Origin of the sequence: Shimazuella alba, from assembly GCF_009831235.1 — a bacterium.
GTDB classification, from domain to species: domain Bacteria; phylum Bacillota; class Bacilli; order Thermoactinomycetales; family Thermoactinomycetaceae; genus Shimazuella; species Shimazuella alba.
Map to the genome: position 1 here is coordinate 45,630 of NZ_WUUL01000018.1, position 14,323 is coordinate 59,952.

Sequence of the window (14,323 nt, forward strand, 5' to 3'; positions counted from 1 at the left end):
TTCCCTCGACCTTCTCCTATTCCGATTTATTCCCAAGAAAGTCGATCTACTGCTCGACGCAAATTCTGTTCTTCAGGAGTGAGGATATTCTTTGATGTAAATCATCTTGAATAGGTTGTTCGACTGTAGTGGTTTTATAAGGTGGCTATTTAATGCGTCTACCAAACAGAAAATAATAGAACACAAGAATACATACATGTACCCCAAAGAGAATCAGATAAATATTACTGTACACAAAACCATCTTGATAACGGTTTAATGGATTCCAAAGTGTAAACGAACCCAAATCAACCATTTTACTGTATATTGCTGCTGCTATACCGACAGAAATAAAATTCATCGTCGCTAGAAGTCCCATCCCTACTCCAGCATCTTCTTTTAAAAGTGTACGAGATACTGCATTAGAAATGGCGATTATAATATAGGACTGACCAACATTACCAATGATTAGAAAGATTGAAATTACTAAAGATGAGATTCCTACAAACGAAGAAAGGAGCAAGAAACAAATTAGTAAAAGTACTGATGCGATGTAAAAAAGATATGAATTCCCTTTCGTATCTGCGAGCTTGCCGCCTTTCAATCCAAGAAAAGCAGCAGTGATAGCAGCGGGAACCATCAAAAAGCCAATTAATCCAGATGCTAGTTTATTAACATCAGATAATAGAAGTGGACTGAGGAAATAGAGCGAATAACCGGTTCCGTTTACAAGAAAAGAAATGATTAGTCCCAACGTATAACGCTTATTCTTAAAAAGTTCAGGTCTAATAAATGGTTCTGCTGAAAATCGGATTCGAATGACAAACAAATTCATCATGAGAAGCCCACAAAAGACATATAACCACCTTCCACTTGTGACACTTAACATCAATAATGCCACTGTAGCCCCCAGTAATCCCCCTCCAATCCAATCAAATTTACCCATTTTCTGCTGTTCATCACCTAGGTATTTTCGATAAAACGGAACGGTAAACAAGAAAAGGAGGGGCAAGCAAAATAACCAGCGCCAATGAAAAACACTAACAATGAAAGCGGAGACTATAGGTCCCACTGCACTACCAAGCGCTATTCCGACAGATGCGATGCCTAATGCACGACCGCGTTTTTCTGGAGGAAAATAGCGAACTGGAATTAGCATCGATGTCGCTGGACTAACTGAAGCTCCTATAGCCTGAATAGAACGTCCAATCAGGATCATGGCATAGGTTTGGGCACTTAAACCAATGATTGAGCCAATAGCACATAAAAACAGCCCAAATGTTAGTAAATTTTTTAATTTATAAGTATCTGCTAGTTTCCCATACGTAACTGTTCCAATCGCAAAAATCAGTATATATATGGAAGTTATCCAACTAACTTGGGAAGTGGTTAGACTGAACTCTTCACTAATTTTGGGAAGGACGATGTTGAACATCGTTGCACTAACCATAGAGATAATGAGTGTGAACATAAGAGTAATAATTAACTTATCACTCTTATGTTTGGGTAAAATGTCCATTCTAATCCTCTTTTCATATATGAGATTGGATATCTTTTCAAGTACTCTCATTACTTGTCCTACTTGTAATGTTTATTTTATAATCCTAATTAGATAATAAAAAATATATATTTATATATAAACTTATAATGTTGAACATATGAAAAGAGGGGTGGAACAATGGAGCTGTTGCAATTACATTATTTTCGTACAGTAGCACAGTTAGAACATATGACAAAAGCAGCAGAAGAGCTTCATATCGCGCAACCCGCTCTAAGCCAGTCCATCTCACGATTGGAGAAGGATTTAGGTGTTCCTTTATTTGATCGCAAGGGGAGGCAAATTAAGCTCAATTCTTATGGGAAAATATTCTTACAGAAAGCAGAAACAGCTCTGAAAGTTCTGGAGGAAGGTCAGAGGGAACTGTCTGATCGGGCTGGGATGGAGTATACAAGTATTTATATCGTGGCATCTGCTATTGATCGTCTATCTGGGGCTCTGAAAAAATTTCTTTCTATGCACCCAAAGATAAACTTCCGTATTACTCAAGCTTCTATGGACAATATGGCTCAACTAATTGAAGATCCAGAAGTGGATTTCTGTTTCACCGCAGTTCCAATCGTAAGACCAGGAGTTTTTACCATTCCTGTATTAAAGGAAGAGATTTTCCTGGGTGTTCCTCCCGGACATCGATTTGCTAATCGAAGTAAAATCTCTCTAAGTGAAGCAGCAAATGAGCCATTCATCAACTATAGAAAAGGATATCCGTTTCGAATAATGAACGATACTCTTTGTTATGAGGCTGGTTTCTCACCAAATGTAGTCTGTGAAGCTGATGATCCTGGATCTATCGCTAGCCTTGTCCGAGCAGGCCTTGGAGTTGCGTTTGTTGGTTCATGTAAAATTGACGATGACCTAACTAAACTAAGAATCAATGAACCTGCTTGTCATCGGATTTACGAGCTTGTTTGGTTAAAAGATCGTTATTTATCACTTGCTGCGCGCAATTTTCGAGATTTTCTTGTAGCGTATTTCTTGGAGCTACAGACAGGGGTAAAAAAATAACATACCAAATGCATAACATTAGGAACCTATTTTACAGATAAATCCCGGGGTGAGGGGTGATTGTGATCGCGACCGTACCCATTTCTGACTATAGAACTAAAATCACCAACCGATTCCTTAACGTACAAAGTAGTCGGTTGTTTTATGTAAAAAATATCCAAGCGTACAATCCTACCGAACTAGAACAGTTAGTTAAAGCGATCGAATTTGTAAGGAGAACAAGCAAATATCGAGGACACGATCTGGTGACCTTATGTGTCTAATTAAGTCATAACTTAGCAAGTACTTCTCTGACTCAGTTATACAGTGAGTTGGAAGTTGCAACAGGGATCAGTATGAGTGCAGATGGATTAAATCAACGTTTGAACGAACACGCTATAACCTTTCTTCAGCAAGTTGTTTGCTCGTCTACTATAAGCAGGAGTCTGTTCAGTCGAGTACCATACCAAGTGAGTATCGCGATCATTTCTTACGAATTTGAATTCTCGATTCAACTACGTTTCAAGTTTAAGAATTTTTGGGAATGTTATCCATATATAGGAAAATTCAGGCATACTGTTGGGGTAAAAATCCAACTGAATATGACTTACATAGCAGACAGTTTTTGAATCTGGATGTTGAAGCTAGAAAAAAGAACGACAAAACCTTTGGTACTACTTCCTTATCCACGCTACGACCCGATATAGAGTCATGTTATAGAGTTTAAAGCAGAATTAGCAAACCCGCTTATCTCATCACGATTAAATATCGAAAATGGCAGTCCTGTCTATAAAATCATTCGGCTTCGTTCTGTAGAAGGGAAACCATATGTAATAGAAAAAACATATATGCCCTGCTTCTGTTGGATGAATCTGTACTCTATACCTCTATCTACAAGTATATGGAGATACAATTACAGTTAACAATTAAAAGTGCACATAAAATCATTCGAACTGCAAAGCCAAATGACATGGATAAAAAATATCTACACTTTGAAGAAACTGATCCTGTACTAGAAGTTGACCAGATCGCTTTCCTTGATAATGGAACGATCTTTGAGTACTCTTTCTCAAGGCATCCATTTTACTAATTTGAATTCCATTTGTTTTCTGTACAAAAATAAAATTCGTTCCTACGACTACAAATAAAACACAACCAGCTTTACTAAACTGGTTGTGTTTTATTTCTTGTGTTTTATTTCTTTTTTGCCTCTTGCTCCAAACCTTTCAAAATAGTGTCGATGTTCCACTTCATCATTTTCAAATAAGTATCTCCATCAGTCCCTATATTTCCGAGCGAATCTGTAAAAATAGTACCAGCAATCGGAACTTTCGTTTCTTTGGATACTGTTTCCATACTGCGTTTATCTACACTGGTTTCCACAAATAACGCTGGAATTTTATTCGTTTGGATCAAGTCAACAACATGTCGAATTTGATCTGGAGTCCCTTGGTTTTCTGAGTTTATTTCCCAAATGTATCCCGTTTTGATCGCATAGGCTTTCCCAAAATATTTAAAAGCACCTTCGCTAGAGATTAAAAATCGCTTTTCTGCTGGGATCTGTTTAACCCTTTCGACTGTATAATCATGAAGTTTCTGGAGTTCCTTGATGTAATTTGCTGCGTTTTGTGTATAATAAGCTTTATTTGCTGGATCTTCTTTGATCAATGCCTTTTTGATATTTTCCACATACTTTATGCCATTGTTGATATCCAACCAAGCATGCGGATCTGGCTCTTTCTCTAATCCTTTTGTTTCTAAATAAATCGGCTCTACACCTTCGCTTACCTGATAAACAGGAGCATCTTCTCCTGATTTATCAGCGGTTTCCAAGAGCTTTTTAAACCATGAGTTACCTTCTTCCAAGTTTAATCCATTGTAAAAGACTACATTCGCGTCGGCCATTTTCATTACATCTTTTGGCAGCGGATCATATTCATGAGGATTTGCACCGATCGGGACAAGACTATGAATTTCCACCTTATCCCCGCCTACTTGTTTCACCATGTCATAAATAATGGAGTATGTGGTGGCCACTTTTAATTTGCCGCTTTCGTCTTTTGTTCCATTTACATTACTGGTACATGCTGTTAGTGCAAATACACACATACTGAGCAAAATAAACCAAATTGTTTTTCGTTTCATGTTTATCCCCCAATGCATCAAGAAAGATTTGTTCTGTTTTTACGAATTTTTATAGCCTTCCAAATTAATCCCTGTGAAGGAGAGAAAAAGAAAGCTATTCCGAACAAGAACGCAGAAACCAAAACAATCGTCGCCCCTGATGCAAGATTGTAGGAGAAGCTAAAATATAATCCGACTATAGCTGAAACCACCCCAATACCTGCTGCCAAATAAATCATGATCCATAGACGATTGGTTAATAGGTATGCGGTAGCCGCTGGTGTGATAAGCATGGCAACGACCAAAATTATCCCTACTGTCTGAAGCGAAGCTACTGTTACCATAGTAAGAAGAATCATTAATCCATAATGAATAATCTTGTTTGGCAGACCATAACTTTGTGCCATGATCGGATCAAACGTTGAAACAAGTAGCTCTTTGTAAAACAGATAAACAAGACCAATAATGACGATCCCAATCACCAGTGTCATCCACATATCCGAAGACCGAACAGACAATACATTTCCAAATAAAATATGGTACAAGTCCGCACTGCTTTTCATAAATGTGATGAGTATAATTCCAACAGCAAATACAGATGTAAACATGATCCCAATCGCCATATCGTGTTTAATACGGCTGTTTTGACTGACAAATCCGATCCCAATCGCAGTGATGACCCCTGTTACTACTGCACCGATAAAATAATTGAGCCCAATCATGTATGAGAGCGCAACACCAGGTAAAACTGCATGGGAAATTGCATCGCCCATCAGTGCCATCCCACGCAAAATAATGAAACATCCCATCACACCACAAATAACTCCTACCATGATGGAAGTAAATAACGCTTTTTGTAGAAAACCGTATGTCATGAGTGCATGAACAAACTCTGTTATCTTCATGAGGATTGCACCTCCCCGAAACGGTTTAAAAATAGGTGATGATTCATATAAGCTTTGGAAATAACAGCAGGTTCTAATACTTTTTGAACTTCCCCATATTGGATTAAACTTTTTTTCAGTAAAATCAACTCATCAAAATAAAATTCAGCTTTACTCAAATCATGGTGTACCACCAGAATCGTTTTGCCTTCTGTTCGTAATTCTTGAAGAATAAGCATAATCATTTCCTCACTTGTTGCATCAATCCCAACAAAAGGTTCATCTAGAAAGAAAACTTCTGCTTTTTGTGCTAACGCTCGAGCTAAAAACACCCGCTGCTGCTGTCCTCCTGAAAGCTCCCCGATTTGCCTATTTTTAAATTCTTCCATGCCAACCTTCTTTAGACACTCCAATGCCCAATCCCGTTGTTCTTTTTTTGGTCTTTTCATCATCCCCAAAGCTGGATACGTACCGATTACCACCACATCTAGCACCGTGATCGGAAAATCCCAATCGATATCACTTCTTTGAGGAACATATGCAACAAGCTTTCTAGCATCATCAACATCTTTTCCAAGAATGCGGACATGCCCTTTATCATTTGGTATTAAATCCAACATCGCTTTTAATAAAGTGGACTTCCCTGCCCCATTTGGTCCAATAATTCCAACGATCTTTCCTTTTTCGATGCTGAAGGATACATTCTCAACCACTATGTCTCCTTGATAGGAAACATATAACTCCTTTACTTCTAAGGCTTCATTCATTGTTTTGTTTTCTCCCCTCACATCTTTTTCCTTTAATTAACGATTTTTGCTATAGGCAACTTTTTGGATAAAAAAATGTATCTGTAACTAGTGTATGATAGCTTCTATTTTTGGATTCTTCTTTTTACTTAAGGAAATAAAGTTTCCCATAGTCAAATTATATAGCTTCTATTGTATGCTGTAAATGTTTTTTTCTCTTTTCCAATGATAATAACGGTTCTTATTCTACAAGTTGAACAACCATCAATGGTTGCCACTTTGAGATTTGAATTTAGTTATATTAATAAGGAATATTCTGAAATCAATGAGTTATTTCTATCTTTTTCTATAGTAGACTACTTTGAATTCACTCAGAAATTGACCCTTAGCATGCCAGAATCATGCTGGCTACACATCAATAAAAGTCGTTACTTTGGTATTTCAGAAGATATAGAATAAGGCATTTTTTTATGTCATAATAGAAGCAAATTGAGATGAATTCCAAACCAAAAGAATTTTGAAGCTTATCAAGCATTAAAAATAAAATATTTGGTTTAAATTAACTACTTAATAGAAAGAGGGAAATAATGGTTATCACACTTGTATATCCCCCAAGTTAAAAATATTTTACTTGGGGGGATTTAGTTGAATTTTTGGCAATTTGTTCATATGAACAAATTATTCGGTCAGTATATTACAGCTTTCTCACTATGGCAATTGACTAAATGGATGGTCATTACCACGATTCCACTATTTTTAAATAGTCGATACGGTCTTGGAACAGAATTTGTATTTAGCATGACTATACAAATTCTTCCTTCTATTATTTTGGGGCCAACTATTGGTATGTGGATTGATGGGTGGGGAGCGAAACATATTGTAACACTTGATATGTTGATCTACAGTATTTTAATAGCGATCTTGCCATTCACCTCGGAATTATGGCAAGTTCAGTTATTGATGATTAGCATTGGAATTTCACAAGCAATCGGAACTCCCGCCTCACTCACTCTTCGTACATCTGTGATAGGAAGAGGATATGAAATCCAAGGAAACTCCCTTATTATGGGAATCGAAAGGCTTTCTAGAATTTGCGGACCACTAGTTGGAGGAATTTGTGTTTCTCTTTTTAGTTACACATATAGCAATTTGATTTATTCGACTCTCGGTTTTTTATCCTTAGCTTTATTTGTTGGTTTATCCATAAAAGATGAGCAAAAAAGTGAATCTGATAATCAAAATTGGTGGGATAACTTGCGAAATATGCTACCTGACTTGTGGCGATTATTTCGAAGAGATTCTATTGTATTGGCTTTTTCTATCTCAGCTATAGGATATTCAGCCATGTCAGGAATTTTAAAGATCTATTTGCTAAAGTTAGCAGATCTGTTTGGAGATATCGAACAATATTGGGGGTTCTTTTTGGCCGCTCAGGGGACAGGGGCTTTTATTGGTTCCCTCGTTTGCAGTTGGTTCCTTGCTCGGCTTACACCAAAACTCCCTCTAACTAAGATTTATCTGCTATTTGTTGTTGGAGAATCCCTATTTCTGATAGTACTTACCTTCCCTATTCATGTATATGGCAAGTTAATCGTGCTGATGGTCGCATCGATGCTCGAAATTTTCTGTACAATCATCTATTTTACTGTCATACAGATAAGGGTGCCTAGAGAAAAACAAGGTAGTCTTAATAGTGTGACACTCGCTTTGATGGACGCTTTTTATGCAATTGGTTTTACTTTTATAGGGTCTTTCATTAGATATATATCACCAGAGGGGATTTTATGGATTGGTATCAGCTCTATCACGATACCATTAGTCCTCTTTATCCAAATACAAAAAAATAAAACAGACATTTTCATGAATCGTGGAGGTAAAAATCGATGGAAGTAGAAAATATGGATTTGCAAATACCTGGTGTATTTGTTATCACAGGAGCGATGGCTTCAGGTAAATCCACCATTGCCCAACTTTTAGCAGAACGATTTGAAAGAGGAGTTCATCTGCGTGGGGATACGTTTCGTAGAATGATTGTAACGGGACGTGAAGAATTTTTGCCAGATCCCTCACAAGAAGCGATCCACCAGTTACAACTTCGTTACCAAATCAGTGCATCTGTAGCAGATATGTATGTAAAAGCAGGTTTTAACGTAGTGGTTCAAGATATTATTGTTGGGCCTATGCTAAAAGAGTTTATCGACTCGATACAGAGTAACCCAGTCTATCTAGTCGTACTTTCTCCCGACGAAAAAACAATCAAACAGAGAGAAGAAACTCGTGGGAAAACAGGCTATGGTGTATGGACCGTTACTCAATTGAATCAAATGTTGCAAGTAGATACACCTAAAATCGGAATGTGGCTAGACACCTCAGATCTAACTCCAGAAGAAACCGTTGAACAGATTTTAACGAGAGTTGAATCAGAAGGATTGGTTTCACAAAATGAAACCCGTCTGAGTTGAAAGAAGTATGACACATTGGGAAATGGAGAAACCATATCCCATCTATACAAAAACCCAACCGATATCGGTTGGGTTTTTGTTAAGCTATCTGTATACCAATTGTATCAGGTACAAGATCAAGTAGCTGAAAAGCTATTTGATTGTCAGCCATCACATTGGTTAAAAATGCCGAGAGAGAATCTCTTTGTTCATCCGTTTCGTAGAAACAAATGCTAGTAGGACCAGCGCCACTTAAAGCCACACCTAGCGCCCCATGGGAAACTGCATTTTCTAGTATTTCGGTCAATCCAGGTATCAGACTAGCTCGGTATGGTTGGTGGATTTTATCTTGCATGGCATGTGCTAACAAGTCTAGTCTATTTTGCGCAAGTGCTGCCACAAGTAAACTACTATGCCCAATCGTAAAGACAGCATCTTGCTTGCTGTAGGTTTCTGGTAAAGCAGATCTTGCTTTATCCGTTGACAACCAATAATCGGGAATTACCGCTAATATCCGCAGGGAGTCTGGTATAGGAAAACGCACGTATGGAACGAGCGCTGTTTTGTCTTCTGGCATAGAAGAAACAATGACTCCGCCAAAGAAAGAGGCGCCTACATTATCTGGATGCCCTTCCCATCTTGCAGCCATAGAGAAAAGCTCATCCGTTGTATATGGTTTACCTGCTAAAATATTGGCTGCTACGAGTGCTCCCACTACAGCAGCAGCACTGCTTCCCAACCCACGGGTAAGAGGGATTTCCGAATTCACTTCAATTAATAGTTCTGGTATTGGTAAATTTGCTGATTGATACAAATGTGCTGCAACTTGGTAGATCAAATTAGATTTATCTGTTGCAAGCAGTGCTAAATGGTCACCATGTGCGCGAATGGTTGTTTTGGATGCAAGCTCCATACGAATAACAGTATAAAGCTGAAAAGCCATCCCGATGGAATCAAATCCTGGTCCCATGTTTGCAGTACTTGCTGGAACCTTTACTGTAACTCCTTGTTGATGCATGCTGGATACCCTCTCTACTAAAATATCAACGATAGAACGGCTTCACGAGTTGCTGGAACGGTTTCTGGTTGCCCATCAATTGTACTGAGCGCAATATTAGGATCTTTTAAGCCATTACCTGTAAGTACACAAACGACTGTTGCATTGTCTGCTATTTTTCCTTGTTTTCTCTGCTTCATCACCCCAGCGATGGAAGCAGCGGATGCAGGTTCACAAAATACACCTTCTGTACTTGCTAATTTTTGATAAGCTGCGAGAATTTCTTCATCTGTAACAGCATCTATCAAACCATTTGATTCTTGTAAAGCACCCAGTGCTCCTTCTTTGCTCGCAGGATTACCGATTCGAATCGCTGTTGCCACTGTTTCTGGATTTGGAACCGGCTTTCCATATACCAAAGGAGCGGACCCATCTGCTTGGAAACCATACATCTGAGGCAGGCGGTCCATTTTTCCTGCTTGTTTGTATTCCTTAAAGCCTTTCCAATAAGCAGTGATGTTACCAGCATTCCCAACAGGAATCGCTAAAATATCTGGCGCTTGTTCCAACACATCACAAATTTCAAAAGCAGATGTCTTTTGTCCTTCGATTCGATATGGATTGACGGAATTCACTAAGGTGATGGGCTCTTTTGCAGTGATATCACGAACAATATCCAAAGCCTCATCGAAATTGCCATCAATAGCAATTACTTCTGCTCCATAAATGATCGCTTGTGCCAATTTGCCCAGAGAGATGTTGCCACTAGGAATAAGCACAATGCAACGTAGACCTGCACGTGCAGCATATGCTGCTGCTGCTGCGGAGGTATTGCCAGTTGAAGCACACATAATCGTTTTACTTCCTTCTTCGACTGCTTTGGCAACAGCCATCACCATTCCACGATCTTTAAAAGAACCTGTAGGGTTTAATCCTTCGTATTTCACATAGAGGTTGATCCCTAGTTCCGCGGATAAGGACGCTGCATGAATAAGGGGGGTATCTCCTTCGTGCAACGTTAATTTTGGTGTATTTTCTGTCACAGGTAAAAATTCACGATAACGCTCGATAATCCCAAACCGCTTCTCTTTTGTTGTAATACTCATCTTCCTTCTCCTTCCAACCGATAACAGCTTTTTAACTGATATATCATATCGATAGATTCCATTTTTTCGATCACTTGATCCATATCTGCCTTGGCTGATGTGTGTGTAACTAGGATAATTTCTGCTTGCTTCCCGCCATTATAAGGCTGTTGGACAATCTGTTTAAACGAGATATTATGATCTGCAAACAGCTGTGTTACCTTCGCTAAGACTCCTCGTTGATCCGCAACAATCATTCGTAAAAAATATTTCGAATATTTCTCTTCATCCGATTTGAGTTGTTTCTCCACATATGGTGCAACTACCCCTAAACCATTGGTTCCAAGTTTCATATTTTTGACGACTGTGACGAGATCGGAAACGACAGATGTAGCCGTTGGAAGTTCCCCTGCTCCTGGTCCATAAAACATCGTTTCTCCCACTGCATCCCCATAAATATAAACAGCATTAAACACATCGTGGACAGATGCCAATGGGTGTGATTTATGGATCATCGTCGGTTGCACACTTACTTCAATCTTACTATCGGAACGCTCCGCGATTCCTAGTAATTTGAGTTCATACCCAAGTGATTTCCCATATGCGATATCTTCTTTTGTCACACTGCTTATTCCTTTTACATCTACTTCTTCTAGTTTCATCGCAACCCGAAAACCAAGTGTCGAGAGAATAGCCATTTTACGAGCTGCATCAAAACCTTCTACATCTGCTGTCGGATCAGACTCTGCATAACCTAAAGCTTGTGCTTCTGCTAAGACTTCTTGATAATCCATACCTTCTTTGCTCATCTTACTAAGCATATAGTTGGTAGTTCCATTGACAATCCCCATCATTTTATTGATGCGATCGGAAGAAAGTCCCTCTACCAATGCTCGCAAAATCGGGATTCCCCCAGCGACACTGGCTTCGTAAAATACATCACAATTGTTTGCTCTAGCGGTACTCAATATTTCTCCGCCATGAAGAGCCATCAGATCTTTGTTTGCGGTGATCACATGTTTTTTCTGTTCAAGAGCTGTTAAAATGTATGATTTGGTTTGCTCAATGCCACCCATAACTTCCACAATTACATCAATCTCATCACTATGAAGAATATCATCAATATTTGTTGTCAACATATTCGTAGGAGTAGAAATGTCTCTGGTCTTATGTATGTCCTTCACAAAAATACGATGAATCTCTATGTGTAAACCAGTCTGTTTCCATAAATCTTCTTGATGTGCCTGAATAATTCGATAGACACCTGTTCCCACTGTACCAAAACCCAACAAGCCTACCTTTACTAAACTCTTCTCCATCTCTATCCCTCCTATGAACAAAAATATAAAAAGACGCTCCCAGAAATGGTATCGAGGAGCGGATTTCATTCTATTTATTATAGCAGGACGAGAAGTATTCAACCATCCTTTTTCACTTATAAGGAAAAATCTGCTGGTGTTCGTGTTTTTTTTTGCTTCTAACAAATCTGCCAATCATTCATTTTCCATTTGACGCAATACATGCTGCTCAAAATCGTCGCATAGTTTATCGACCAAATCATCGATCTCTTTGAAGAAATTTTCCCCAACTTTCTTTTTATGAAAAGCTTTATACCGCCGGTAAATAGCTGAAAACACCTGGTTTATCTCTGCTTCGGATACACTAGACTTAATCTTAACTACTAAACGATCTCTATCCTCATGTTGTGCATACTGAAAGAAGTCCAAAAAATTTTCGCTTTAAATTCTTCTATCTTCACTCCAACGTATGTTGATGTTAATAGGTTGTAACAGTATAGATTGTAGAATTAATATTGGAACCTTGTACCATGTTATACGTATAATTACGAATACAAATATAATTAGATTCAGAATTTCTTTTCTTAATTTTATTTACATAAGGAGGGCTTTGTTATGTCATGGAATAAATCAAAAGTGGTAATCCTAGGAATTTTGATGACTACAGTATTCATGTTTAGTTTCGGGTCAACATCTGTTTTTGCAGGCTCAAAAAAGGATTGTAATAGACTTGGGGGTAAAGTTGTTTGTTCAACAATAATAGTTAACTCCGAATCAACAGTTAAGGTTGGAGGAAAAAGCTAACCCAGAACGAACTAAGGGGTTGATAATTGCGTGTTATGTTAGTAGTAACAGATTCTAACATACATCTCCTCCTATAGCAGGGCGATTAGGAAAGCCTAGTTGTTCTTGCTATTTTTTGTTATACAAAGAGGTAGTTTATAAAATACAGCATTTGATAAGTCAGTCATGCTTGGTAGTGCTCGAACAGAAGCTGAAACGAAGTACTCTCGTTTGTTCGGAAGGAATCTTCGCCATCTCAGGAAGCATCGGAAGATGACTCAGGTAGAGCTGGTGAAGTGTTTGAAGGAAATGGGACTTAAAATTAGTCAAACCAACCTCTCTTTTTTGGAGAGAGGTGTACCTAACTCCAATCAAACTCTTCTGAGTGCAAGTGTACATCTGCTTTTGGGATGTGCAAAGGTGCTTCATGTAGAGCCAGAGTGGTTTCTCACAGAACACGTGAATATCTTCGATGCTCTTCCGAAGGATTTTGGGATCATTCGTACAGAGTCTCTGAGTCCGGAAAATATCGATACTGATCTAGCCAACCTTGGTCCCAATATTCTTGAGCTTCGATTGAAGCCAGGTCGAGGCTGGACGCAAGGTGAGTTGGCAGAGAATGTTCGAGAGCGAGTACGAATGTCAGGGTGGCGAGTCATGCAGATCGAAAATGGATGGAATCAGAATCGCTATGTAACTGTAGACCAGCTCATGGCTTTCGCAGAAGTCTTCGAAGTGACTGTCGATACGTTTTTCCGTAAACCCCGAGTACTCTCTTTCTAAGAGGTAAAAGCCCCCGCTGAGCGTCCTTATCAGCGGGGGATAAATTTTTATACTACAAATTCGAAAATATGCAATGAACTCGATTAATATGAAACTGTGGGCTAGATCATTCTATAAGAGGAAGCATGGCGTAATTGTTATCATGCTTATTTTGTTTCTTAAAATATGAGAAGGTGAAAGATATGAAACCAACAGTAGGTAGAATTGTGTATTACAAATCTTACGGAACAACCGGCGGAGAATATGGAAGCGAAGATCGTGCATCTATTATCACAGGTATAGTGGACGATATAACAGTTCATTTGGCTGTGTTAAATCCAACAGGATTGTTCTTCAATACAAACGTGAAGCAAGGAGATAGCGGTGGATCATGAGAATGGGATTGGATGCCTTATCAGAAGTAACAATCATAAATAGTAAACGACATGCTTTTGTAACTGAGGGAAAACGTAACCATATAATGAAGCCTATCTGGAGGAACAAAAAAAGAGGGATTATCCCTCTTATCATCCTCTAAGTTTGTAACTCGGTCAATATAATTTTCAAATTTTCTTCTGTGGTGTTCCATTCGTTTGGGGTTTGTACAACTCTTCCGATGAGAAACACTCCCTTTGGTGCCATTTTTTTACTTTTTAAATGTGTAACTCAGTCACTTTAAGAC

At 38.6% G+C, this 14,323-nt stretch carries 16 protein-coding genes; 8 read left to right on the forward strand and 8 right to left on the reverse strand.

The window, feature by feature from the left end; translation table 11 throughout:
- Positions 1 to 145: 145 nt before the first annotated feature.
- The gene (locus GSM42_RS18920; protein WP_160803110.1) at positions 146 to 1,498 is read right to left on the reverse strand and encodes an MFS transporter; all 1,353 of its coding nucleotides are present in this window, start codon (positions 1,496 to 1,498) and stop codon (positions 146 to 148) included.
- Positions 1,499 to 1,657: 159 nt separating this feature from the next.
- Between GSM42_RS18920 and GSM42_RS18925 the strand changes: the two genes are divergently transcribed.
- The 3 genes from GSM42_RS18925 (at position 1,658) to GSM42_RS21490 (ending at position 3,611) form a co-directional block, all read left to right on the forward strand.
- Positions 1,658 to 2,542 (forward strand): LysR family transcriptional regulator, encoded by an 885-nt coding sequence (locus tag GSM42_RS18925; RefSeq protein WP_160803111.1) that lies wholly within the window; start codon positions 1,658 to 1,660, stop codon positions 2,540 to 2,542.
- Between the two features lie 695 nt (positions 2,543 to 3,237).
- On the forward strand, positions 3,238 to 3,444 hold the full coding sequence (locus GSM42_RS21485; protein WP_160803128.1) for a UTRA domain-containing protein: 207 nt from the start codon (positions 3,238 to 3,240) through the stop codon (positions 3,442 to 3,444).
- Positions 3,384 to 3,611, forward strand: coding sequence for a UTRA domain-containing protein (locus GSM42_RS21490; RefSeq protein ID WP_160803112.1), 228 nt, complete (start codon positions 3,384 to 3,386; stop codon positions 3,609 to 3,611). Before GSM42_RS21485 ends, GSM42_RS21490 begins: the two co-directional genes overlap by 61 nt.
- A 104-nt stretch (positions 3,612 to 3,715) precedes the next feature.
- Here the strand turns inward: GSM42_RS21490 and GSM42_RS18940 are convergent, their stop codons facing one another.
- From GSM42_RS18940 to GSM42_RS18950, 3 genes are read right to left on the reverse strand one after another with little or no spacing between them, the layout of a single operon-like run.
- The gene (locus GSM42_RS18940) at positions 3,716 to 4,666 is read right to left on the reverse strand and encodes a metal ABC transporter substrate-binding protein (RefSeq protein WP_160803113.1); all 951 of its coding nucleotides are present in this window, start codon (positions 4,664 to 4,666) and stop codon (positions 3,716 to 3,718) included.
- A 17-nt stretch (positions 4,667 to 4,683) separates the two neighbouring features.
- Entirely contained in the window at positions 4,684 to 5,550 is an 867-nt protein-coding gene (locus GSM42_RS18945; RefSeq protein ID WP_160803114.1) for a metal ABC transporter permease, read from the reverse strand.
- Positions 5,547 to 6,296, reverse strand: a complete 750-nt coding sequence (locus tag GSM42_RS18950; protein WP_160803115.1) for a metal ABC transporter ATP-binding protein — start codon at positions 6,294 to 6,296, stop codon at positions 5,547 to 5,549. Before GSM42_RS18950 ends, GSM42_RS18945 begins: the two co-directional genes overlap by 4 nt.
- Before the next feature lie 624 nt (positions 6,297 to 6,920).
- Here GSM42_RS18950 and GSM42_RS18955 point away from each other — a divergent pair.
- Both GSM42_RS18955 and GSM42_RS18960 read left to right on the forward strand, forming a co-directional pair.
- The gene (locus tag GSM42_RS18955) at positions 6,921 to 8,168 is read left to right on the forward strand and encodes an MFS transporter (RefSeq protein WP_160803116.1); all 1,248 of its coding nucleotides are present in this window, start codon (positions 6,921 to 6,923) and stop codon (positions 8,166 to 8,168) included.
- The gene (locus GSM42_RS18960) at positions 8,159 to 8,737 is read left to right on the forward strand and encodes a P-loop nucleotide/nucleoside kinase family protein (protein WP_160803117.1); all 579 of its coding nucleotides are present in this window, start codon (positions 8,159 to 8,161) and stop codon (positions 8,735 to 8,737) included. Before GSM42_RS18955 ends, GSM42_RS18960 begins: the two co-directional genes overlap by 10 nt.
- A 79-nt stretch (positions 8,738 to 8,816) precedes the next feature.
- Here GSM42_RS18960 and thrB read toward each other — a convergent pair whose 3' ends face one another.
- From thrB to GSM42_RS18980, 4 genes are all read right to left on the reverse strand, one after another.
- The gene (gene thrB / locus GSM42_RS18965; protein WP_160803118.1) at positions 8,817 to 9,734 is read right to left on the reverse strand and encodes a homoserine kinase; all 918 of its coding nucleotides are present in this window, start codon (positions 9,732 to 9,734) and stop codon (positions 8,817 to 8,819) included.
- A 17-nt stretch (positions 9,735 to 9,751) separates the two neighbouring features.
- Positions 9,752 to 10,819 (reverse strand): threonine synthase, encoded by a 1,068-nt coding sequence (thrC, locus tag GSM42_RS18970; protein ID WP_160803119.1) that lies wholly within the window; start codon positions 10,817 to 10,819, stop codon positions 9,752 to 9,754.
- Entirely contained in the window at positions 10,816 to 12,117 is a 1,302-nt protein-coding gene (locus tag GSM42_RS18975) for a homoserine dehydrogenase (RefSeq protein WP_160803120.1), read from the reverse strand. Before GSM42_RS18975 ends, thrC begins: the two co-directional genes overlap by 4 nt.
- A 174-nt stretch (positions 12,118 to 12,291) precedes the next feature.
- The gene (locus GSM42_RS18980; RefSeq protein WP_160803121.1) at positions 12,292 to 12,525 is read right to left on the reverse strand and encodes a hypothetical protein; all 234 of its coding nucleotides are present in this window, start codon (positions 12,523 to 12,525) and stop codon (positions 12,292 to 12,294) included.
- Between the two features lie 186 nt (positions 12,526 to 12,711).
- On the opposite strand from GSM42_RS18980, the gene GSM42_RS18985 reads away from it, so the two are divergent.
- From GSM42_RS18985 to GSM42_RS18995, 3 genes are all read left to right on the forward strand, one after another.
- Positions 12,712 to 12,900, forward strand: coding sequence for a hypothetical protein (locus tag GSM42_RS18985; RefSeq protein ID WP_160803122.1), 189 nt, complete (start codon positions 12,712 to 12,714; stop codon positions 12,898 to 12,900).
- A 252-nt stretch (positions 12,901 to 13,152) separates the two neighbouring features.
- Positions 13,153 to 13,662 carry a helix-turn-helix domain-containing protein gene (locus GSM42_RS18990; protein WP_160803123.1) on the forward strand — a complete coding sequence of 170 codons (510 nt, stop codon included), beginning with the start codon at positions 13,153 to 13,155 and terminating at the stop codon, positions 13,660 to 13,662.
- A 182-nt stretch (positions 13,663 to 13,844) separates the two neighbouring features.
- On the forward strand, positions 13,845 to 14,036 hold the full coding sequence (locus GSM42_RS18995; RefSeq protein ID WP_160803124.1) for a hypothetical protein: 192 nt from the start codon (positions 13,845 to 13,847) through the stop codon (positions 14,034 to 14,036).
- Positions 14,037 to 14,323: the final 287 nt, after the last annotated feature.

Coding starts and splice junctions, on each gene's coding strand:
- GSM42_RS18925 (WP_160803111.1), top strand. CDS start 1,658: ATGGAGCTGTTGCAATTACATTATTTTCGTACAGTAGCACAGTTAGAA.
- GSM42_RS18975 (WP_160803120.1), bottom strand. CDS start 12,117: ATGGAGAAGAGTTTAGTAAAGGTAGGCTTGTTGGGTTTTGGTACAGTG.
- GSM42_RS18920 (WP_160803110.1), bottom strand. CDS start 1,498: ATGGACATTTTACCCAAACATAAGAGTGATAAGTTAATTATTACTCTT.
- GSM42_RS18940 (WP_160803113.1), bottom strand. CDS start 4,666: ATGAAACGAAAAACAATTTGGTTTATTTTGCTCAGTATGTGTGTATTT.
- GSM42_RS18950 (WP_160803115.1), bottom strand. CDS start 6,296: ATGAATGAAGCCTTAGAAGTAAAGGAGTTATATGTTTCCTATCAAGGA.
- GSM42_RS18995 (WP_160803124.1), top strand. CDS start 13,845: ATGAAACCAACAGTAGGTAGAATTGTGTATTACAAATCTTACGGAACA.
- GSM42_RS18985 (WP_160803122.1), top strand. CDS start 12,712: ATGTCATGGAATAAATCAAAAGTGGTAATCCTAGGAATTTTGATGACT.
- thrC (WP_160803119.1), bottom strand. CDS start 10,819: ATGAGTATTACAACAAAAGAGAAGCGGTTTGGGATTATCGAGCGTTAT.
- thrB (WP_160803118.1), bottom strand. CDS start 9,734: ATGCATCAACAAGGAGTTACAGTAAAGGTTCCAGCAAGTACTGCAAAC.
- GSM42_RS18960 (WP_160803117.1), top strand. CDS start 8,159: ATGGAAGTAGAAAATATGGATTTGCAAATACCTGGTGTATTTGTTATC.
- GSM42_RS18945 (WP_160803114.1), bottom strand. CDS start 5,550: ATGAAGATAACAGAGTTTGTTCATGCACTCATGACATACGGTTTTCTA.
- GSM42_RS18990 (WP_160803123.1), top strand. CDS start 13,153: ATGACTCAGGTAGAGCTGGTGAAGTGTTTGAAGGAAATGGGACTTAAA.